Annotated in this window: 19 protein-coding genes and 1 pseudogene; 8 read left to right on the forward strand and 12 right to left on the reverse strand. The window is 51.9% G+C overall.

Annotated elements, in window-relative coordinates; genetic code table 11:
• Positions 1 to 17: 17 nt before the first annotated feature.
• A complete protein-coding gene (gene mgtA / locus HEN21_RS04605; RefSeq protein ID WP_176252761.1) occupies positions 18 to 2,714 on the reverse strand; it encodes a magnesium-translocating P-type ATPase in 2,697 nt (898 codons plus the stop codon).
• Between the two features lie 140 nt (positions 2,715 to 2,854).
• Positions 2,855 to 2,908: a mgtA regulatory leader peptide MgtL gene (mgtL, locus tag HEN21_RS04610; protein ID WP_001387276.1), complete on the reverse strand. Its 54-nt coding sequence runs from the start codon at positions 2,906 to 2,908 to the stop codon at positions 2,855 to 2,857.
• 171 nt (positions 2,909 to 3,079) lie between these two features.
• Here mgtL and treR point away from each other — a divergent pair.
• The 5 genes and pseudogenes from treR to nrdG all read left to right on the forward strand — a co-directional run.
• Positions 3,080 to 4,030, forward strand: a pseudogene (gene treR / locus HEN21_RS04615) (trehalose operon repressor TreR); the annotation flags it as partial.
• 118 nt (positions 4,031 to 4,148) lie between these two features.
• Positions 4,149 to 5,570, forward strand: coding sequence for a PTS trehalose transporter subunit IIBC (treB, locus tag HEN21_RS04620; RefSeq protein WP_176252762.1), 1,422 nt, complete (start codon positions 4,149 to 4,151; stop codon positions 5,568 to 5,570).
• A 49-nt stretch (positions 5,571 to 5,619) separates the two neighbouring features.
• Positions 5,620 to 7,275, forward strand: a complete 1,656-nt coding sequence (gene treC / locus HEN21_RS04625) for an alpha,alpha-phosphotrehalase (RefSeq protein WP_176252763.1) — start codon at positions 5,620 to 5,622, stop codon at positions 7,273 to 7,275.
• 393 nt (positions 7,276 to 7,668) lie between these two features.
• Positions 7,669 to 9,807, forward strand: a complete 2,139-nt coding sequence (nrdD, locus tag HEN21_RS04630; protein WP_000187803.1) for an anaerobic ribonucleoside-triphosphate reductase — start codon at positions 7,669 to 7,671, stop codon at positions 9,805 to 9,807.
• Between the two features lie 187 nt (positions 9,808 to 9,994).
• Complete coding sequence (gene nrdG, locus HEN21_RS04635; protein WP_105286357.1) at positions 9,995 to 10,459, forward strand: anaerobic ribonucleoside-triphosphate reductase-activating protein; 465 nt, start codon at positions 9,995 to 9,997, stop codon at positions 10,457 to 10,459.
• Here the strand turns inward: nrdG and HEN21_RS04640 are convergent, their stop codons facing one another.
• From HEN21_RS04640 to pmbA, 4 genes are all read right to left on the reverse strand, one after another.
• Positions 10,460 to 10,750, reverse strand: coding sequence for a type II toxin-antitoxin system RelE family toxin (locus HEN21_RS04640; RefSeq protein WP_001105430.1), 291 nt, complete (start codon positions 10,748 to 10,750; stop codon positions 10,460 to 10,462).
• Positions 10,740 to 10,982: a type II toxin-antitoxin system RelB/DinJ family antitoxin gene (locus tag HEN21_RS04645; protein ID WP_000212715.1), complete on the reverse strand. Its 243-nt coding sequence runs from the start codon at positions 10,980 to 10,982 to the stop codon at positions 10,740 to 10,742. Before HEN21_RS04645 ends, HEN21_RS04640 begins: the two co-directional genes overlap by 11 nt.
• Positions 10,983 to 11,173: 191 nt before the next feature.
• Entirely contained in the window at positions 11,174 to 11,560 is a 387-nt protein-coding gene (gene cybC / locus HEN21_RS04650) for a cytochrome b562 (RefSeq protein WP_021551485.1), read from the reverse strand.
• Between the two features lie 55 nt (positions 11,561 to 11,615).
• A complete protein-coding gene (pmbA, locus tag HEN21_RS04655) occupies positions 11,616 to 12,968 on the reverse strand; it encodes a metalloprotease PmbA (RefSeq protein WP_001162191.1) in 1,353 nt (450 codons plus the stop codon).
• Between the two features lie 93 nt (positions 12,969 to 13,061).
• Between pmbA and yjgA the strand changes: the two genes are divergently transcribed.
• Entirely contained in the window at positions 13,062 to 13,613 is a 552-nt protein-coding gene (gene yjgA, locus HEN21_RS04660) for a ribosome biogenesis factor YjgA (protein ID WP_000166265.1), read from the forward strand.
• An 85-nt stretch (positions 13,614 to 13,698) separates the two neighbouring features.
• Here yjgA and mpl read toward each other — a convergent pair whose 3' ends face one another.
• Positions 13,699 to 15,072 carry a UDP-N-acetylmuramate:L-alanyl-gamma-D-glutamyl-meso-diaminopimelate ligase gene (gene mpl / locus HEN21_RS04665; protein ID WP_001219776.1) on the reverse strand — a complete coding sequence of 458 codons (1,374 nt, stop codon included), beginning with the start codon at positions 15,070 to 15,072 and terminating at the stop codon, positions 13,699 to 13,701.
• 175 nt (positions 15,073 to 15,247) lie between these two features.
• On the opposite strand from mpl, the gene fbp reads away from it, so the two are divergent.
• The gene (gene fbp / locus HEN21_RS04670; protein ID WP_000853756.1) at positions 15,248 to 16,246 is read left to right on the forward strand and encodes a class 1 fructose-bisphosphatase; all 999 of its coding nucleotides are present in this window, start codon (positions 15,248 to 15,250) and stop codon (positions 16,244 to 16,246) included.
• 39 nt (positions 16,247 to 16,285) lie between these two features.
• Here fbp and HEN21_RS04675 read toward each other — a convergent pair whose 3' ends face one another.
• From HEN21_RS04675 to ytfQ, 5 genes are all read right to left on the reverse strand, one after another.
• Positions 16,286 to 16,801 (reverse strand): DUF2569 domain-containing protein, encoded by a 516-nt coding sequence (locus tag HEN21_RS04675; protein ID WP_176252764.1) that lies wholly within the window; start codon positions 16,799 to 16,801, stop codon positions 16,286 to 16,288.
• A 26-nt stretch (positions 16,802 to 16,827) separates the two neighbouring features.
• Entirely contained in the window at positions 16,828 to 17,832 is a 1,005-nt protein-coding gene (yjfF, locus tag HEN21_RS04680) for a galactofuranose ABC transporter, permease protein YjfF (protein ID WP_105285653.1), read from the reverse strand.
• Positions 17,819 to 18,841, reverse strand: coding sequence for a galactofuranose ABC transporter, ATP-binding protein YtfT (gene ytfT, locus HEN21_RS04685; protein WP_123058472.1), 1,023 nt, complete (start codon positions 18,839 to 18,841; stop codon positions 17,819 to 17,821). Before ytfT ends, yjfF begins: the two co-directional genes overlap by 14 nt.
• Positions 18,842 to 18,854: 13 nt before the next feature.
• On the reverse strand, positions 18,855 to 20,357 hold the full coding sequence (gene ytfR, locus HEN21_RS04690) for a galactofuranose ABC transporter, ATP-binding protein YtfR (protein ID WP_176252765.1): 1,503 nt from the start codon (positions 20,355 to 20,357) through the stop codon (positions 18,855 to 18,857).
• Between the two features lie 212 nt (positions 20,358 to 20,569).
• Positions 20,570 to 21,526 carry a galactofuranose ABC transporter substrate-binding protein YtfQ gene (ytfQ, locus tag HEN21_RS04695; protein WP_000265933.1) on the reverse strand — a complete coding sequence of 319 codons (957 nt, stop codon included), beginning with the start codon at positions 21,524 to 21,526 and terminating at the stop codon, positions 20,570 to 20,572.
• A 308-nt stretch (positions 21,527 to 21,834) separates the two neighbouring features.
• Between ytfQ and ppa the strand changes: the two genes are divergently transcribed.
• A complete protein-coding gene (gene ppa / locus HEN21_RS04700; protein WP_000055074.1) occupies positions 21,835 to 22,365 on the forward strand; it encodes an inorganic diphosphatase in 531 nt (176 codons plus the stop codon).
• The last annotated feature ends 28 nt before the right edge of the window (positions 22,366 to 22,393 follow it).

Consider the following 22,393-nt stretch of genomic DNA (forward strand, 5'->3'; position numbering starts at 1 on the left):
TCAGTCTCAGCACTCACTTATTGCCAGCCGTAACGACGGCTATAAAATCCTTTCACTAACTGGGTTAACGTCATATACCCTGCCAGAATCGCAATCAGCCACGGGAAATAGCTTAACGGCAGCGCCTGCAGTTGCAGATAACTGGCCAGCGGCGAAAACGGTAACGCGATCCCGACAATCATCACGATCACGGTCATGATCATTAACGGCCACGATGCACAGCTCTGAATAAACGGCACACGGCGGGTGCGGATCATATGCACAATCAGCGTTTGTGACAGTAACCCCACCACAAACCAGCCCGACTGGAACAGCGTTTGCGTTTCCGGCGTGTTGGCATGAAATACCCACCACATCAGGCAAAACGTCAGAATATCGAAGATCGAACTGATCGGTCCGAAGAAGATCATAAAGCGTCCCAGATCCGCCGGATTCCAACGCTGCGGCTTTTGAATTTGCTCATCGTCTACGTTATCAAACGGGATCGCCACCTGTGACACATCATACAGCAGGTTCTGAATAAGCAAGTGTAACGGCAACATCGGCAGGAAGGGCAAAAAAGCACTCGCCACCAGCACGCTGAACACATTACCGAAGTTAGAACTCGCCGTCATTTTGATGTATTTCAGCATATTGGCGAAAGTACGGCGCCCTTCAATAACCCCCTCTTCCAGCACCATCAGGCTTTTTTCCAGCAGAATGATATCCGCTGCTTCACGGGCAATATCTACCGCGCCGTCCACAGAAATGCCGATATCCGCAGCACGTAAGGCGGGCGCATCATTAATACCATCGCCCATAAAGCCAACCACATGCCCTTCGCGCTTCAGCAACGTTACGATGCGTTCTTTATGCATCGGCGTCAGGCGGGCAAACAGTGTGGTACGCTGCACGAGACTTGCCAGCTCGTCGTCAGATAGCGTTTCAATATCACTACCAGTAACCACCTCTCCCGCGTCCAGTCCCACTTCATGGCACACTTTCGCCGCCACTAACTCACTGTCGCCAGTGAGGATTTTTACGGTAATGCCACTCGCTTTTAATGCCTTCAGTGCCGGAGCGGTTGTCTCTTTGGGCGGATCAAGGAAAGCAATATATCCTTCGAGGATCAGGTCGGATTCATCTGCCCGCTGGTAATCCCCTTCACGCGCCGGCAGGTATTTCGTCGCCACCGCTACCACACGCAGCCCCTGACGATTCAGCGTATCAGTAACCCGCTTAATCTTACGCAGCATGGTGTCATCGAGCGGCACAATCTCGCCATTGTGACGTACCTGCGAACACACATTGAGGATTTCCTGCAATGCACCTTTGCACACCAGTTGATGGTGTTCGGTATTTTCTGCTACTACCACCGACATCCGGCGACGCTCAAAATCAAACGGAATCTCATCAATTTTCTGCCAACGGCTGGCCAGCGAGCGCGCCGACTCTTCATCCGTACCTTCGAGCACCGCTGTATCAAGCAGGTTTTTAAGCCCGGTCTGGTAATGGCTGTTCAACCACGCGCTATGCAGCACGCGTTCGCTGGTTTTACCGGAGATATCGGTATGATTCTCCAGCACAATTTTATCCTGCGTCAGGGTGCCGGTTTTATCGGTACACAGAATATCCATAGCGCCAAAGTTCTGAATGGCATCCAGATGTTTGACGATCACTTTCTGTTTCGACAGCTTTACTGCGCCACGCGCCAGCGTTGAGGTGACAATCATCGGCAACATTTCCGGCGTCAAACCTACCGCTACCGAAAGCGCGAACAGCGCCGCTTCCCACCAGTCGCCTTTGGTGTAACCATTGATTAACAGCACCACGGGCGCCATCACCAGCATAAAGCGAATCAGCAGCATACTGACGCGGCTGATCCCTTGCTGAAAGGCATTCGGCTCACTTTCCTGCTCACTGACACGCCCCGCCAGTTGACCAAACCAGGTGTTAGCGCCTGTGGCAATCACCATCGCTTGTGCCGTGCCGCTCACCACTGTGGTGCCCATAAAACACAGGGTGTCACACTCCAGCGGATTGCTGTGATCCGGCTGGCGCGTGGTCGCGTTTTTTTCAACGGGCAGAGACTCACCGGTTAACGACGCTTGAGCGACGAACAGATCCCGCGCCTGCAAGATACGTAAATCTGCCGGGATCATATCCCCCGCCGCCAGTTTAATAATATCGCCGGGCACCAACTGGTCGATCGGGATCTCCAGCCAGCCATTTTCGCCTTTGTCGTTAATTACGCGCAGCACCGTCGCGGTATTACTGACCATCGCTTTCAGGGCATCTGCCGCTTTGGTGGAACGTGCTTCCTGAATAAAGTTCAGCAACGTAGAAATAGCCACCATTAACGCAATAACGCCAGCAGCAAATAAATCTTCCGTGGCGTAAGAAATGCCGCCAAGGATCGTGAGCAAAATATTAAAGGGGTTGCGATAGCAGACCCACAAATGTACCCACCACGGTGACGGTTGTTGCGCAGGTAATTTATTTTCGCCATGTTTTTCACGGGCAACTTCCACTTCCGCCTGATTCAACCCTTCCGGGTGCGTGTCGAACGTTTTCCATAATTCTTCTTCTGGCATCACCGCCATTTTCAGGCAATGCGCGCTTAAGGAAGGCGGGATTGGTGCATTCGCTGTCTGCTGCGCCCCCGGTAGCGGATCGCGACGGATCAGACGGGAAGGTAAATGGCGAATGAGCCGGGTAAAAATTTCTTTAAACATAGAGAGTCCCTCCGCGCTGTCAGGAACAGTGCAGAAATATCTTCAGGCGTGGCGAAGCCTTACCTGAAGGTAATAAAACTGAGCAGGGACGTTAAAACGTCACGGCCTTACGCATCCGGTAACGCCGTGAAAAGACAGGCTTACCGGAAAAGTTTTAATCTCCGTCGAGGGAGAGGCGTGGGATCAGGTTCCATATAACCTCCGGTAAGTGAATAAATAGCGCCGCGAATCCAATAATATTCGTAGCATTTATGCCGATATAATACCTGTCGGCAACTAAACCAACGATAAACCAGACTTTGCCCATTGCTGAATGCGCGGGTAAAGTTAGTCTCTAATAATTAAACAACAAGTTACGGGATAACAGGATGCAAAATCGGCTGACTATCAAAGACATCGCGCGCTTGAGCGGCGTGGGAAAATCCACTGTTTCCCGGGTGCTGAATAACGAAAGCGGCGTGAGCCAGCGTACGCGCGAGCGTGTTGAAGCGGTGATGAATCAGCATGGATTTTCCCCTTCCCGCTCTGCGCGCGCCATGCGTGGGCAAAGCGATAAAGTGGTCGCCATCATCGTGACCCGCCTGGATTCGCTCTCAGAAAATCTCGCGGTTCAGACCATGCTGCCGGCATTCTATGAACAGGGTTACGACCCCATCATGATGGAAAGCCAGTTTTCACCACAATTAGTTGCCGAACATCTGGGCGTTTTGAAACGTCGTAATATCGACGGCGTGGTACTGTTTGGTTTTACTGGCATAACCGAAGAGATGTTGGCCCACTGGCAGTCATCGCTGGTGCTGCTGGCACGCGACGCAAAGGGCTTTGCTTCTGTCTGTTATGACGACGAAGGGGCGATCAAAATCCTGATGCAACGACTGTATGACCAGGGGCATCGCAATATCAGTTATCTCGGCGTACCGCACAGCGACGTGACGACCGGTAAACGACGTCACGAAGCCTATCTGGCGTTCTGCAAAGCGCATAAACTGCATCCCGTCGCCGCTCTGCCTGGCCTCGCCATGAAGCAAGGTTATGAGAACGTGGCAAAAGTTATTACCCCTGAAACCACCGCGTTGCTGTGCGCAACTGACACGCTGGCACTTGGCGCAAGTAAATACCTGCAAGAGCAACGCATCGATACCTTACAGCTGGCGAGCGTTGGTAATACACCGTTGATGAAGTTCCTCCATCCGGAGATCGTCACCGTTGACCCAGGCTACGCAGAAGCCGGACGCCAGGCGGCCTGCCAGTTGATTGAGCAGATAACCGGGCGCAGCGAACCGCAACAAATCATCATCCCCGCCACCCTGTCCTGATCGTTTCCTGAACGATAAATTGTGATCTTCGCCGTGTTTCGGGAACGTTCCCATTTTTAATTTTTCCTTCCCACTATATTCTGCCGTCAACCAAATATGTCATCTGCCACGGGGCCTTATGATGAGCAAAGTGAACCAAACGGATATCGATCGGTTGATTGAACTGGTCGGCGGGCGCGGCAATATCGCGACGGTCAGCCACTGTATTACTCGCCTGCGCTTTGTCCTCAACCAACCAGCCAATGCCAGACCAAAAGAAATTGAACAACTCCCCATGGTGAAAGGCTGTTTCACCAATGCAGGACAATTTCAGGTGGTGATTGGCACCAACGTTGGCGATTACTACAAAGCGTTATTGGCAACGACCGGTCAGGCGCAGGTCAATAAAGAGCAGGTGAAAAAAGCCGCCAGGCAGAATATGAAATGGCATGAGCAGTTGATCTCCCATTTCGCGGAGATCTTCTTCCCATTGCTGCCCGCGCTGATTAGCGGCGGTTTGATCCTCGGTTTTCGCAATGTTATCGGCGATCTGCCGATGAGCAACGGCCAGACGCTGGCGCAAATGTACCCTTCCCTGCAAACGATCTACGATTTTCTGTGGTTGATCGGTGAGGCGATCTTCTTCTACCTGCCGGTTGGGATTTGCTGGTCGGCGGTGAAAAAAATGGGCGGCACGCCGATCCTCGGTATCGTGCTTGGCGTTACGCTGGTTTCTCCGCAGTTGATGAACGCCTATCTGCTTGGACAGCAAGTCCCGGAAGTATGGGACTTTGGCATGTTCAGTATTGCGAAAGTAGGTTATCAGGCGCAAGTGATCCCGGCACTGTTAGCTGGGCTGGCGCTGGGCTTTATTGAAACTCGCCTTAAGCGCATCGTGCCGGATTATCTCTATCTGGTGGTTGTACCGGTCTGCTCGCTGATCCTCGCAGTGTTCCTCGCCCATGCGCTGATTGGTCCGTTTGGTCGCATGATTGGCGATGGCGTTGCCTTTGCAGTACGTCACCTGATGACCGGCAGCTTTGCTCCGATTGGCGCAGCGTTGTTTGGCTTCCTCTATGCGCCGCTGGTCATTACCGGCGTACACCAGACCACGCTTGCCATTGATATGCAGATGATTCAAAGCATGGGCGGTACGCCAGTCTGGCCGCTGATTGCCCTTTCGAATATTGCTCAGGCGTCGGCAGTGGTAGGAGTTATTATCGCCAGCCGTAAACAGAACGAGCGGGAAATTTCGGTTCCAGCGGCGATCTCCGCTTATCTTGGAGTCACTGAGCCGGCAATGTACGGCATCAACCTGAAATATCGCTTCCCGATGCTGTGCGCGATGATTGGTTCCGGTCTGGCGGGATTGCTCTGCGGCCTGAACGGCGTTATGGCGAATGGCATCGGCGTCGGTGGTCTGCCTGGTATACTCTCCATTCAGCCGAGCTACTGGCAGGTATTTGCGCTGGCAATGGCTATCGCCATCATCATCCCGATTGTGCTCACCTCGTTTATCTACCAGCGAAAACACCGCCTGGGCACGCTGAACATTGTTTAATTTTCTTCGGGGCGCACTTGTGCCCCCTCGCATTTGCAGGAATGACGTAATGACTAATCTTCCCCACTGGTGGCAAAACGGCGTTATCTACCAGATTTATCCAAAGAGTTTTCAGGACACCACGGGCAGCGGCACCGGCGATCTGCGAGGAGTCACTCTGCGCCTCGACTACCTACAAAAACTGGGCGTCGATGCTATCTGGTTGACACCTTTTTATGTCTCCCCACAGGTCGATAACGGTTACGACGTAGCGAACTATACGGCGATTGATCCCACCTACGGTACGCTGGACGAGTTTGACGAACTGGTGGCGCAGGCGAAATCGCGCGGTATTCGCATTATCCTTGATATGGTGTTTAACCATACTTCTACCCAACACGCCTGGTTTCGCGAGGCACTGAACAAAGAAAGTCCTTACCGTCAGTTTTATATCTGGCGTGATGGCGAACCAGGAATACCACCGAATAACTGGCGTTCTAAATTCGGCGGCAATGCCTGGCGCTGGCACGCAGAAAGCGAACAGTATTATTTGCATCTGTTTGCACCAGAACAGGCCGATCTCAACTGGGAAAACCCAGCAGTACGCGCAGAACTGAAAAAAGTCTGTGAGTTTTGGGCCGATCGCGGGGTAGACGGGCTGCGCCTGGATGTGGTGAATCTGATTTCCAAAGACCAGAACTTCCCCAACGATCTGGATGGCGACGGGCGTCGCTTCTACACCGACGGGCCACGAGCACACGAGTTTTTGCACGAAATGAACCGCGATGTCTTTACGCCACGCGGATTAATGACTGTGGGTGAAATGTCCTCCACCAGCCTTGAACATTGCCAGCGATACGCGGCACTGACAGGCAGTGAATTGTCGATGACCTTTAATTTTCATCACCTGAAGGTCGATTACCCCGGCGGTGAAAAATGGACGCTGGCTAAACCTGACTTTGTGGCGTTAAAAACATTGTTCCGCCACTGGCAACAGGGAATGCACAACGTTGCGTGGAATGCTTTGTTCTGGTGTAACCACGATCAGCCGCGCATTGTTTCTCGCTTTGGCGATGAAGGTGACTACCGTGAGCCTGCGGCAAAAATGCTGGCGATGGTACTGCATGGTATGCAGGGAACACCGTATATCTACCAGGGTGAGGAGATTGGCATGACTAATCCGCATTTCACGCGCATTACCGATTACCGCGACGTGGAGAGCCTCAATATGTTTGCCGAGCTGCGCAACGATGGGCGTGACGCCGAAGAGCTATTGGCAATCCTCGCCAGTAAATCCCGCGATAACAGCCGCACGCCAATGCAATGGAGCAACGGCGATAACGCAGGGTTTACTACCGGCGAGCCGTGGATTGGTCTGAGTGATAACTATCGCGAAATCAACGTGGAAGCTGCGCTGGCCGATGAATCCTCAGTGTTTTACACCTACCAGAAGTTAATCACGCTGCGTAAACAAGAACCCATTCTGACATGGGGCAATTACCAGGATCTCCTGCCAAACAGCACTGTATTGTGGTGCTATCGCCGTGAATGGCTGGGGCAAACTTTATTGGTGATAGCCAACCTTAGCCGTGACGTGCAGCCCTGGCAACCAACGCAAATCAGCGGCGACTGGCAACTATTAATGCATAACTATGAAGAAGCCGCCTCTCAACCGGGAGCCATGACATTGCGACCTTTTGAGGCTGTCTGGTGGTTGCAGAGATAATTCTTCTCCAGGCCCCGGTAAAGCGAGTATTTCCGGGGCCTTACCTGTCAGAGCGTTGTTTTTGTTGGTTTTTTGAACAGAAAATTATTAAAAAATTTACACATCGCTGTAGCGCCCGTCATCCGTACACTCTGCTTTTTACTTTGAGCTAAATCAAAAAAACCTCAAACATCCTTAATGCAAAGCACTATATATAGACTTTAAAATGCCTCTCAACCCAATATGTTGTATCCGTCGACTATACTTGCACCAAGACACACGCCAACAAAGCCGACAAAATTGTGGATAAAGCGGATTGGGATTGCAGTAACTCCCCGTAAAAAGAGCTAAATAAAGCGGGGCGCACTTCCCAACTTTCTGTGTATAACCTGTTCTTAAAAATATGGAGCGATCATGACACCGCATGTGATGAAACGAGACGGCTGCAAAGTGCCGTTTAAATCAGAGCGCATCAAAGAAGCCATTCTGCGTGCAGCTAAAGCAGCGGAAGTCGATGATGCAGATTATTGTGCCACTGTTGCCGCCGTCGTCAGCGAGCAAATGCAAGGCCGCAACCAGGTCGATATTAACGAAATTCAGACCGCAGTTGAAAACCAGCTGATGTCAGGCCCGTACAAACAACTGGCTCGTGCTTACATCGAGTACCGTCACGATCGCGACATCGAACGTGAAAAACGCGGTCGCCTGAACCAGGAGATCCGTGGTCTGGTCGAGCAAACCAACTCTTCGTTGCTCAATGAAAACGCCAACAAAGACAGCAAGGTAATTCCAACCCAGCGCGACCTGCTGGCCGGTATTGTTGCTAAACACTATGCGCGTCAGCACCTGTTGCCGCGTGACGTGGTGCAGGCGCATGAGCGTGGCGATATTCACTACCACGACCTCGATTACTCGCCGTTCTTCCCGATGTTCAACTGCATGTTGATCGACCTGAAAGGTATGCTGACCCAGGGCTTTAAGATGGGGAACGCCGAGATCGAACCACCGAAGTCGATCTCCACTGCCACCGCAGTAACTGCGCAGATTATCGCCCAGGTTGCCAGCCATATTTATGGCGGCACCACCATTAACCGTATCGACGAAGTTCTGGCTCCGTTTGTCACCGCCAGCTACAACAAGCACCGTAAAACGGCGGAAGAGTGGAGCATCCCGGACGCCGAAGGCTACGCCAACTCTCGTACCATCAAAGAGTGCTACGACGCCTTCCAGTCGCTGGAGTACGAAGTAAACACCCTGCACACCGCCAACGGTCAAACACCGTTTGTAACCTTTGGCTTTGGTCTGGGCACCAGCTGGGAGTCGCGCCTGATTCAGGAATCCATCCTGCGTAACCGTATCGCTGGCCTGGGTAAAAACCGCAAAACCGCCGTGTTCCCGAAACTGGTGTTTGCGATTCGCGATGGCCTGAACCATAAAAAAGGCGATCCGAACTACGACATCAAACAGCTGGCGCTGGAGTGCGCAAGCAAGCGCATGTATCCGGATATCCTGAACTACGATCAGGTAGTGAAAGTCACCGGTTCGTTTAAAACCCCGATGGGCTGCCGCAGCTTCCTCGGCGTGTGGGAAAATGAAAACGGCGAGCAGATCCACGATGGTCGTAACAACCTCGGCGTGATCAGCCTGAACCTGCCGCGTATTGCTCTGGAAGCAAAAGGCGATGAAGCCACCTTCTGGAAGCTGCTGGATGAACGTCTGGTGCTGGCACGTAAGGCGCTGATGACCCGTATCGCTCGTCTCGAGGGCGTGAAAGCGCGCGTGGCTCCAATCCTTTATATGGAAGGTGCCTGCGGTGTACGCCTGAATGCCGACGATGATGTTTCTGAAATCTTCAAAAACGGCCGTGCGTCTATTTCGCTGGGTTACATCGGTATCCACGAAACCATTAACGCGCTGTTCGGCGGCGAGCATGTTTATGACAACGAGCAGCTTCGCGCGAAAGGTATTGCGATTGTTGAACGTCTGCGTCAGGCGGTTGATCAGTGGAAAGAAGAGACTGGCTACGGTTTCAGCCTTTACAGCACGCCAAGTGAAAATCTGTGCGACCGCTTCTGCCGTCTCGATACCGCTGAGTTTGGCGTGGTGCCGGGCGTGACCGATAAAGGTTACTACACCAACAGTTTCCACCTTGATGTGGAGAAAAAGGTGAACCCGTACGACAAGATCGACTTTGAAGCACCTTACCCGCCGCTGGCTAACGGTGGTTTCATTTGCTACGGCGAGTATCCAAACATTCAGCACAACCTGAAGGCGCTGGAAGATGTCTGGGATTACAGCTATCAGCATGTACCGTATTACGGCACCAATACGCCGATCGATGAATGCTATGAATGTGGCTTTACCGGTGAGTTTGAGTGCACCAGCAAAGGCTTCACCTGCCCGAAATGTGGTAACCATGACACCTCCCGTGTGTCGGTAACTCGCCGCGTGTGCGGATATTTAGGTAGCCCGGATGCGCGTCCGTTTAACGCCGGTAAGCAGGAAGAAGTTAAGCGCCGCGTTAAACATTTGGGTAATGGGCAGATCGGTTAAGCCTTCCCCCCCTCACCCTAACCCTCTCCCTCAGGGAGAGGGGACCGTTCCGTGCCCCTTCTTGACTCCCGACATAATGAGTTGCCTCTAGCCAGTTGGTGTCGTCGCAAGGTGGCAAATGCGTAAGCCTCAGAGGACTTCGCCCCGTACGCACCAGAGCAGTCATGGCGTCAATTGAGAAGCGAAAATGAATTATCATCAGTACTATCCTGTCGACATCGTCAACGGCCCCGGCACTCGCTGCACTCTGTTTGTCTCCGGGTGTGTTCATGAATGCCCCGGTTGCTATAACAAAAGCACCTGGCGGGTAAATTCCGGTCAGCCATTTACCAAAGCAATGGAAGACCAGATCATCAACGATCTGAATGACACTCGTATCAAACGCCAGGGTATTTCCCTCTCCGGCGGCGATCCGCTGCATCCGCAAAACGTGCCGGACATTTTAAAACTGGTACAACGCATCCGCGCCGAGTGTCCGGGTAAAGATATCTGGGTGTGGACAGGCTATAAACTCGACGAACTCAACACTGCGCAAATGCAGGTTGTTGATTTGATTAACGTGCTGATCGACGGCAAATTTGTGCAGGATTTAAAAGACCCTTCCCTGATCTGGCGCGGCAGCAGCAATCAGGTGGTGCATCATTTGCGTTAATCACTCATCCAGCCGTTTAGTCGCGTCTTCATAAACGGCTGAGTTCTCTCTCTTACCAATAGCTATCACCAACACGAGCAACTCTTTATCGTTAACCTGATAAACCAAGCGATATCCCAGTGTGTGCAGCTTAATTTTGTAGCAGTCCGGTAAATCCCGCAGTTTAGCCGATGGATTGCGCGGTCTTTTCAGCACATCCTCAAGCTTTTTTTTAAATTGTTCCCGGACTGTCACGCCCAGTTTTTGCCACTCTTTCAGCGCCCGCAGATCAAAAGCCAGCTCATAGTTCATCCAGTCGGACCTTAATGGCCTCTTGTGGGTTGGCCAGTCGTTCCCTGACAGTGCGTAACAAGGCTTCTTCACTATCACTGACAGTGAGCGTTTTTACCGGCATTCGTCCATTTTCCGCAACGTATTGAAACAGCAGCCGCACTGCTTCAGTAGGCGTGATATTTAATTTTTCCAGCACCGCATAAGCCTCATTTTTCAGTTTGTCATCCAGGCGGACGTTAAGTGTGGCCATTATGCCTCCGGTAATTATGAAAAGTGTAATGCATTATAGCATTACATATGCATTACATTCATTTCTGGAAAACGCCTCGCAAAAATGAGGACGACACGCAGGAATATGCCGTGGTGAAGATAGATATTGCGGTGATTTTATGAAGGGAGAAGAAAGCGTTGGGCGGTAACGTTTCACCGCCCAATAAGGAATTAACGATACTTCTTGTGATAGGCGTTGCGGGTCGTTTTCAGTTGCTCTGCGGCAGCCTGTGCTTCTTTGACTTTACCTTCGTTTGCCAGCTTCAGCGCGTCGTCAATCTGACCGACCAGAATGTCAAAACCGTGGCGGAAGTCTTTCATTTCCGGGCTGTCTGGTGATTTACCTTCCAGCTTCGGCGGCGTCGCTTTTTGCGCATCCAGCGCCGCAGCGCGCATTTTGGTTAACGCATCTTTGATTTGTGCCGCGTTATCCGCCTTTTCGACCACTTTTAAATTGTCATTGAGGGTTTCCATATTGTCTTCCAGCTCAGCGGCAAACGACACCGAACTGAATACCAACGAGGAGACTGCAAGAATAGCTAACAGGCTTTTACGCATTGCTCACTTCCTTTTTTATTATGAAGATTCGGCGCGGCAGGTCGCGCCAGTTTTTTTACTGCCCGGCGATTTTCATCTCCGGCAACAGTACAGAACCACACTGTATATTGCTGCGTGTTTCAATATCGTTACCGACGGTGACAATATTGCGCCACATATCTTTTAAATTACCTGCGATAGTGATTTCACTAACCGGATATTGAATTTCGCCATTCTCGACCCAGAAGCCCGCTGCACCACGGGAATAATCACCGGTAATTGCACTCACGCCCTGGCCCATCAGTTCCGTCACTACCAGGCCGGTGCCCATTTCTTTGAGCATCTGCTCAAAGCTGAGTCCTTGCCCGGCAATACGCCAGTTGTGAATACCACCTGCGTGTCCGGTGCTTTTCAGCCCCAGTTTACGCGCGGAATAGCTGGTCAGCAGCCACTGGGTCAGGATGCCATCTTTAATAATATCGCGACGCTCGGTGCGCACCCCTTCGCTGTCGAATGGCGTAGAGGCCAGCCCTTTCAGCAGATGCGGATGTTCTTCAATGGTCAGCCAGTCCGGCAGAATTTGTTTGCCCAGCGAGTCGAGCAGGAAGGTGGATTTACGGTAGACCGCGCCACCGGCAATTGCGCCAACTAAATGACCAAACAATCCGGTTGCGACTTCATTGGCAAAAATCACCGGCGCTTTCATGGTGGAGAGTTTACGCGGTGACAGGCGCGATAAAGTGCGGCGAGCGCAGTCTGCCCCAACCCACTCTGGCGTTTGCAGATCGCTCATCGCGCGGCCAATGGTGTAGGCGTAATCACGTTCCATATCGCCATTTTCTTCGGCAATCACGCAACTGGAGAGTGAATGACGCGTTGAGCAGTATCCCTGCAACATGCCGTGGCTGTTGCCAAATACTTTGACGCCGTAGTGGCTGTTAAAGCTGCCGCCTTCGGTATTGGTGATACGTTTGTCCGCCTGCAATGCCGCCTGTTCAGCACGAGCCGCCAGTTCAATAGCTTCATCCGGGGAAACTTCTGCAGGATGGAATAAATCGAGATCCGGCGCATCAAAGGCCAGCAGTTCTTTATCTGCCACACCTGCGTAAGGGTCTGGCGAGGTATAACGAGCAATATCCAGCGCCGCCTGTACGGTGCGGGCAATAGCCTGCGGGCTTAAATCGGTGGATGATGCGCTACCTTTGCGGTTCTGGTGATAAACGGTGATCCCCAGCGCGCCATCGCTATTGAATTCGACATTCTCCACTTCACCATAGCGCGTGCTTACGCTAATGCCGGTGGTCTTGCTGACGGCAACTTCCGCACCGTCCGATTTGCCTGAGGCCAACTCCAGCGCAGTCGAAACTGCTTCTTCCAGAATCTTGCGCTGCGCTTCAACTTGAGAGATTACTTTCATTGCAAGTGCCATAATGTAGAGAGTTTCTCTGAAGTCTAACAGAGAACCGTTTTTCAGTGCGCATCTTAACTGGTAACATTAGCCTCTTTTTTTAAGGAGCCTGACATGACTAAGCAGCCCGAAGACTGGCTCGACGACGTTCCCGGTGATGATATCGAAGACGAAGACGATGAAATTATCTGGGTCAGTAAAAGTGAAATTAAACGCGATGCCGAGGAGTTAAAACGCCTGGGCGCGGAAATTGTTGATCTGGGGAAAAACGCGCTGGATAAGATCCCGTTAGATGCGGATCTGCGTGCGGCTATCGAGTTAGCCCAGCGTATTAAGATGGAAGGTCGCCGCCGCCAGTTGCAGCTCATCGGTAAGATGCTGCGCCAGCGCGACGTAGAGCCTATCCGTCAGGCGCTGGATAAGCTGAAAAACCGCCACAACCAGCAGGTGGTGCTGTTCCATAAACTGGAAAACCTGCGCGATCGTTTGATCGATCACGGTGATGATGCCATCGCTGACGTATTGAACTTGTGGCCTGATGCCGATCGCCAGCAACTGCGTACTCTGATCCGCAACGCGAAGAAAGAGAAAGAAGGGAATAAGCCGCCGAAATCCGCACGACAGATTTTCCAGTATCTGCGCGAGCTGGCAGAGAACGAAGGGTAAGTTGTGTTGTTGATGTGAGTATGGTTTGCCGGATGCGGCGTAAACGCTTTATCCGGCAATGCTACTCCAGGCTGAAGCTTCAGAATTACTGCGCAGCTTCCGCCTTCTTCGCCAGACCATCCAGCAGTTTCTGATGAATACCACCAAAACCGCCGTTGCTCATCACCAGAATATGGTCGCCAGGCTGGGCGGTTTTCACCACCATATCTGCCAACGCATCGACATCACCACTCCAGTGCGCAGGCTGAATACAGGCTTCTGCCACTTCAGCTACCTGCCACGGAATATGCGCCGGTTGCAGCAGAAAGACTTCATCGGCACGGCCTAACGACGGTGCCAGATCGTCTTTGCAGACGCCCATCTTCATGGTGTTTGAGCGCGGTTCCAGCACGGCAATAATACGCGCCGTACCACCGACTTTACCGCGCAGCGCCGCCAGCGTTGCCAGAATCGCCGTCGGGTGATGGGCAAAATCGTCATACACCGTCACGCCATTCGCTTCACCGCGCAACTCCAGACGACGACGCGCGTTGATAAACGACCCCAGCGCATTAGCAGCATCTGCCGGCGCAACACCAACATGACGAGCCGCAGCAATCGCCATCAGGCCGTTGTGCATGTTATGTTCGCCAACCAGTGACCATTTCACTTCGCCCACTTTTTCGCCGTCCAGCAATACTTCCCATTCGGAAGCATCGGTGGTCAGCTTTTTCGCCTGCCAGCGTCCCTGCTCGCCTACCTGTTCCTGATCACTCCAGCAACCCATCGCCATGGTCTGTTTCAGGTTAATGTCGTTTTCCGGCCAGATAATACGACCCTGCCCAGGAACAATACGCACCAGATGGTGGAATTGTTTCTGGATCGCTTTCAGGTCATCAAAGATATCGGCGTGATCGAACTCAAGATTGTTGAGGATCAGCGTGCGCGGGCAGTAATGGACAAATTTGGAGCGTTTGTCGAAGAAGGCGCAGTCATACTCGTCCGCTTCGATAACAAAGAAGTCGCTTTCGCCCAGACGCGCCGAAACATCAAAGTTTCCAGGCACACCGCCAATAACAAAACCCGGTTTATAGCCACACTGTTCCAGAATCCAGGTCGCCATTCCCGCCGTGGTGGTTTTGCCGTGTGTACCGGCAACGGCCAGCACCCAGCGGTCGCGCAGCACAAAATCGTGCAGCCACTGCGGCCCCGACATATACGGAATGTTTTTTTCCAGTACCGCTTCCACACACGGATTTCCACGGGTCATGGCATTACCAATAATCACCAGATCCGGCTGCGGATCGAGTTGGCTGGCATCGTAGCCCTGAATCAGCTCAATGCCTTGCTTCTCAAGTAAGGTGCTCATCGGCGGATACACATTAGCGTCCGAACCCGTTACTTCATGGCCCAACTGGCGCGCCAGAATCGCCAGACCACCCATAAACGTGCCACAAATTCCTAAAATATGAATGCGCATACGTCATTATCCTTTTTTAATCTACCGCTCATTTTACGCATATGTCGGGCAAGTGAGAAACGCATTTCAGGATAATCCGTAATTTGCTGGCGCGATTCACCTGAGCGCAACATTCAGATTATTTGTTAAGATTGTTGCGGTCGCTTTACTCCATAAACATTGCAGGGAAAGTTTTATGAAAACGTTAGGTGAATTTATTGTCGAAAAGCAGCACGAGTTTTCTCATGCTACCGGTGAGCTCACTGCTTTGCTGTCGGCAATAAAACTGGGCGCCAAGATTATCCATCGCGATATCAACAAAGCAGGACTGGTTGATATCCTGGGTGCCAGCGGTGCTGAGAACGTGCAGGGCGAGGTTCAACAGAAACTCGATCTGTTCGCTAATGAAAAACTGAAAGCCGCATTGAAAGCGCGCGATATCGTTGCGGGCATTGCATCTGAAGAAGAAGATGAGATTGTCGTCTTTGAAGGCTGTGAACACGCAAAATACGTTGTGCTGATGGACCCACTGGATGGCTCGTCCAACATCGATGTTAACGTCTCTGTCGGTACGATTTTCTCCATCTACCGCCGCGTTACACCTGTCGGTACGCCGGTAACGGAAGAAGATTTCCTCCAGCCTGGCAACAAACAGGTTGCCGCAGGTTACGTGGTATACGGCTCCTCTACCATGCTGGTTTACACCACAGGATGCGGTGTTCACGCCTTTACCTATGATCCTTCACTCGGCGTTTTCTGCCTGTGCCAGGAACGGATGCGCTTCCCGGAGAAAGGCTCAACCTACTCCATCAACGAAGGAAACTACATTAAGTTCCCTAATGGGGTGAAGAAGTACATTAAATTCTGCCAGGAAGAAGATAAATCCACCAACCGCCCGTATACCTCGCGTTATATCGGTTCACTGGTTGCGGATTTCCACCGTAACCTGCTGAAAGGTGGAATTTATCTCTACCCAAGCACCGCCAGCCACCCAGACGGTAAACTACGTTTGCTGTATGAGTGCAACCCGATGGCATTCCTGGCGGAACAAGCAGGCGGTAAAGCGAGCGATGGCAAAGAGCGTATTCTGGATATCATCCCGGAAACCCTGCACCAGCGCCGTTCGTTCTTCGTCGGCAATAACCATATGGTTGAAGATGTCGAACGCTTTATCCGTGAGTTCCCGGACGCGTAATGGTCTAAAAACGCCGGATTATTCCGGCGTTTTTGCGTTCTAATTAACAAAAGTTAATTTGACTCGTTTAGAGACTCGGAAATAGGGAACCCAGATAGCCAGATGAATGATATTTTTCAGCACACCCCATGCGTCTAAAAAATCAATTGTGGCATGAAGAAATTGTACTGCTCCCCAGATATCAGCAACATTCAATACGAAGAGCGCCAGAAGAAGGGCAATATAGTAGTGCGGAAGTTGGCGTTTCTTATTAAAAAACAAAAAGGTAGTATAACTTACCAACAGAAATATCGTGGCAAATCCAGCCACTTCCAGATAAAGCAGAGTTCTGAGCGGTTCTTCCTGACTACTCTGAGCAAGCCCCCATGTTCGTACAAAAGAATAAATGCTCGAAATAATCACCAGCACTAAAGAAATAGCAGGTAAATACAGCCAACCGCCAATCCCCGTAAGTTTTTTATCATCACAGCTTCTACAATAATCATCAGGTGGTAAAACATCCACACCACAACTTTTGCATGTTGTACTTAAACCCTCACCTTCCTTTGCCCACATAAAAATATCCTTATATATCAGTGAATTTACTCTTTTATTGTATTTTCCGGACTCACTCTTATTACTGGCGAACTCTGACGATTCTCCCACAGCACCGTTAACCCACGCTGTAAGGCAATAAAAATAAACAACAAAATTCCGATAGCGATTTTCGTCCACCATGAACTCAGCGTACCGTCAAAGTTTATGTAAGTCTGAATGAGTCCCTGAATCGCCACGCCAAACAGCGTTCCTAATACTGTTCCAACACCGCCGCTTAAAAGTGTACCGCCAATCACCACGGAGGCGATAGCGTCCAGTTCCACACCAACGCCTGCCAGCGCGTATCCGGCCTGGGTGTAAATAGAGAAGACAATCCCCGCCAGTGTCGCCAGTCCGGTGGAAAGCATATAAATGCGAATCGTGGTGCTGCGAGTGGAAATCCCCATCAGGTTCGCCGACGTTGCGTTGCCGCCAATGGCGTATACCTGATTACCAAAACGGGTACGATGAGCGAGGAATATACCGATAACTACCACCGCCAGCATCAGCAGCCCCATCGCGCTTAAGCGACCGCCGCCGGGAATTTTCCACGCAAGGCTTGAGAGCGTGTCATAAACAGGATGGTTTATTGGGATCGACTCTTCCGAAACAAGGTAACTGACGCCACGCAAAAAAAACATTCCCGCAAGGGTAATGATGAATGCCGGGATCTTCAGCGCGTCGATCAAAAGCCCCATAAATGCGCCGAATGCACAGCCCATCGCCAGTACCAGTGGGAAGGCCAAGAGTGGTGAAATTCCAAAGTCGCCAATCACCTTTGCCAGAAACACGCCGGTAAAAGCGATCACCGAACCGACGGAGAGATCGATACCGCCAGAGAGGATCACAAAGGTCATACCGACGGCGATGATCCCCAAAAAGGCGTTATCGGTCAGGATATTGCAGATCACTCGCGTAGAAGCAAAACCGGGAAACTGCGTCAGGCAGTAGAGATAGCCCAACACAAAAACGCCGATGGTGATCATCAGTGGCAAATTACGTTTTATCACGGCTACGCACTCCTTTAATCAGACTGATAAAGCGTTGCGACTGAACAATCAGTACGCAAAGCACCACCACCGCTTTCACCACCTGGTTCATCTCTGGCGGAAAGCCCGAAAGTAAAATCCCGGTGTTCATTCCCTGAATGATCAGCGCCCCCACTACCGAAAGCAGCAGGTTAAAACGCCCGCCCATCAGCGATCCACCGCCGATCACAACCGCGAGAATGGCGTCCAGTTCCAGCCATAATCCGGCGTTATTGGCGTCCGCACCGCGAATATCCGCAGCCACGATAATGCCCGCAATTGCCGCACACAGCCCACTCAACACGTAGGTGAGCATGACGATGATCCGAGTGTTCACTCCGGCATTTTTCGCTGCCCGAATGTTGATGCCAACGGCTTCAATAAACATCCCCAGCGCCGTTTTACGGGTTAACAGCCAGAAGAGGAGAAGCGTCAGCATGGCGATAATGACTGGCGTTGGCAGGAACAGCAGCGATCCACTGCCGAACCACGAGAGATCTGGTGAGTTGAAAGTGACAATCTGCCCGGAGGTGATCAGTTGCGCCACGCCGCGCCCGGCAACCATCAGGATCAGAGTGGCGACAAACGGCTGAATTTTGAGGATTGCCACCAGAATGCCATTCCACAATCCTGCCAGAATGCCGGTGCCCAGGGCGCTTAACAAAACAATCGGCAGGCTGAATCCCGCTACCGTCATCGCGGCAGTTGTGGCTCCGGCGATAGCCATCACCGCGCCTACGGAGAGATCAATCCCACCAGTGGCGATCACCAGCGTCATGCCAATCGCCAGTAACGCAACGGGAGCCGCACGGTTAAGAATGTCGATGGGGCTACCGAACAAACGCCCATCCTGAAGCACCACCTGCCAGAAATGTGGGGCGACCAGACTATCGACCAGCAGCACCAGCAATAGCGCCGCCAGTTGCGGCATTCCCGTCGGCCAGCGAAAACGCCTTTTCGACGACGCGGTGTCAGGGAGAGATTGAGGCATCACACTGTTCTCCTTACGCCGCAATGGCGTTCATGATCGCCGGAACGGAGAGTTCTGCCAGCGGGATTTCCGCCACCTGTTTGCGATCGCGCATGATGATCACCCGATCGGCATAGCCCACCAGCTCTTCCAGTTCGGAAGAAATTACTAATAAAGCCAGACCGTCGGCGCAAAGTGTTTCAATCAGGCGGATGATCTCGGCGTGGGCGCCCACGTCAATACCGCGCGTTGGCTCGTCGAGGATCAGAAATTGCGGACGAGTCAGCAGCCAGCGTGAAAGTAATACTTTTTGCTGATTGCCGCCGGAGAGAAACTCAATCGGCTGTTCGGTGGAAGGTGTGCGAATGCCAAGCTGGCGGATAAAACGTTCGGCAATCTCTTGCTGTTCTTTGCGAGAGATCGGTCGTAGCCAGCCGCGCTGGGCTTGTAAGGCAAGGATGATATTTTCGCGCACCGAGGCGGCGGCGATGATGCCATCGGTTTTTCTGTCTTCCGGGCAAAAACCAATGCCCAGTACCGAAGCCTGATGTGGCGATCGTAGCGTTTGTGGTTGGCCTTTGATCAGAGCAGTGCCGCTGTCGGCGGGTTTGATTCCGAAGATAACTTCAGCGGTTTCGGTACGACCCGATCCCAGCAAGCCTGCCAGTCCGACGATCTCGCCCGGGCGCACTTCGAGATCAAACGGCGCGATCGTTCCTTTCTTGCCGTAATTTTTAAACGCAGCAACGGGTTTGTCGCTAAGTAATGTCCGTCCGGCACGTTGTAGCGCGTGGGTATCGAGTTCGCGCCCAAGCATCATTTTGACCAGTTCGATCTGCGGTAGCTCGCGGGTTTCCCGACAGCCAACGAAGCTGCCGTTGCGTAAGACAGTGATCCGATCGCTGACCTGATAAACCTGATCGAGAAAGTGCGTAACGAAGATCAAGCTGACGCCGCGATCGCGCAACTGGCGCATCAGGCCAAACAGCAACTCTACTTCCTGAGTATCGAGACTGGCGGTGGGTTCATCGAGGATCAGCACTTTGGCGGAGAGATCGATGGCCCGGCAAATGGCGACGATTTGCTGCATCGCCACCGAAAAGCGGTTGAGTGGTTCCCGCACGTCGAGGGAGAAGCCATACGATGCCATCAGTTCGGTAGCGCGCTTTTCCATCTCTTTACGGCGTAGCAGGCCGAAACGTTTAGGTTCGCGGCCGATAAAAAGGTTGTCGGCTACCGACATGTTGGGTAACAGGTTGACTTCCTGATAGACGGTGCCGATGCCTAGCTGTTGTGCGTGGGCGGTGTTTTTTGGTGAGATAGTCTGACCGTCCAACCAGATAGTACCGCGATCGGCGTGGTAGACACCGGTAAGTGCTTTGATCAGCGTCGATTTACCGGCTCCGTTTTCACCGAGCAGCGCCATAATTTCACCGCGCCGTAGACTGAAGTCGACGTTGTCTAACGCTTTGACTCCGGGGAAAAATTTACTTAATCCTTCGGTACGGAGGATTTCCTGGTGTTGGTCGGTCGTCATGGTTTCTCCCTTAGCCACGCTCTAAAAGTCTGGGAATAGATCGTGCCTGATGTTAAGAGCTGCGCCGTTTGTCCCCCTCACCCTAACCCTCTCCCCGAAGGGGCGAGGGGACAGATTGTGCACGATGTTAAGTCCGGTGCTGTACAACCGCCGGATGCGGCATAAACGCCTTATCCGGCGACCCACAAGTCGGCATCAGGTATTGATGCCCCTCAATACCCCATGTTTTTCTTCTTCTCTAACTCTTCTTTTGCGGTATCAGGCAGGTAAAGGGTGGACTTGGTCAGCGTCAGCTTTTCAGGCATAGTGCCGTCTTTTTTGTATTTCTCCAGCGCGTCGAAGGCCGGGCCGGCCATGTTTGGCGTCAGTTCAACGCTGGCATTCGCTTCGCCATCAATCATTGCTTTGTAGATGTCCGGCACGCCGTCAATGGAACCCGTGAGGATATCTTTGCCTGGCTTCAGACCCGCTTCTTTAATTGCCTGAATTGCGCCAATCACCATGTCGTCGTTATGGGCGTAAACCATGCAGATGTTTTTGCCGTTGTTTTCCGCTTTGATAAAGCTCTCCATAACTTCTTTGCCTTTACTGCGGGTGAAATCACCGGACTGCGAGCGGATGATTTTGATATTTGGCGCATTCTTAATGGCTTCGGCAAAGCCTTTTTTACGGTCGATGGCAACACTTGCCCCAACGGTGCCCTGCAACTCCACCACGTTGCATGGTTTGCCATTCACTTCTTTTACCAGCCAGTCACCAATCAGCTTACCTTCAAGAATGTTGTCAGCGGTGACAGTGGTCATATAGAGAGATTTGTCTTTCACATCAATGGAACGGTCGAGCAAAAAGACCGGAATTTCGGCATCTTTCGCCTCTTTTAATACCGGCTCCCAACCCGTCGCCACCACTGGAGCGATAAAGATCGCATCTACCCCTTGTGCAACAAAGGAACGTACCGCTTTAATCTGGTTTTCCTGCTTTTGCTGACCATCGGCAATTTTTAGCGTGATACCACGTTTTTCGGCCTCACTTTTCGCCACGTTGGTTTCTGCGGCGCGCCAGCCGGATTCTGATCCGACCTGCGAAAATCCTACGGTTAATGGAGCGGCCAACGCCATAGACGACATGGCTGCCGAGACTGCAGAGACTACAAGTAAGCGTTTCCACATAGGGTTGTCCTCGTCGGGATAGTTATTATTGGTGAAAAGATGTTCGCGAAAAAACTATAGACAATTCGTTATGTAACGGATTGCGTTACATCACACTTCAAAAAAGTAAATAAAACGTTAATCACAAGTTTGTAATCGCTTTCATATCACTATGAAAAATGCGGCTACGGTTATGGATTTTCCTGCTCCACGAGCCGTCTTAAAACTGGCGAAAAAGGAATATGAGGACGAAAACAAGCGAAGACATTCGGCGCGAGTTGGCTATAATACTCGGCACTTGTTTGCCACATATTTTAAAGGAAACAGACATGAGCTTACTCAACGTCCCTGCGGGTAAAGATCTGCCGGAAGACATCTACGTTGTTATTGAGATCCCGGCTAACGCAGATCCGATCAAATACGAAATCGACAAAGAGAGCGGCGCACTGTTCGTTGACCGCTTCATGTCCACCGCGATGTTCTATCCGTGCAACTACGGTTACATCAACCACACCCTGTCTCTGGACGGTGACCCGGTTGACGTACTGGTTCCGACTCCGTACCCGCTGCAGCCGGGTTCTGTGATCCGTTGCCGTCCGGTTGGCGTTCTGAAAATGACCGACGAAGCCGGTGAAGATGCGAAACTGGTTGCTGTTCCGCACAGCAAGCTGAGCAAAGAATACGATCACATCAAAGACGTTAACGATCTGCCGGAACTGCTGAAGGCTCAGATCGCTCACTTCTTCGAGCACTACAAAGACCTCGAAAAAGGCAAGTGGGTTAAAGTTGACGGCTGGGATAACGCCGAAGCCGCTAAAGCTGAAATCGTTGCTTCCTTCGAGCGCGCAAAGAATAAATAAGTTCTTCTAGCGCAATAACCCTGAACGC

Origin of the sequence: Escherichia sp. 93.1518, from assembly GCF_013368915.2 — a bacterium.
Lineage (GTDB): Bacteria > Pseudomonadota > Gammaproteobacteria > Enterobacterales > Enterobacteriaceae > Escherichia > Escherichia ruysiae.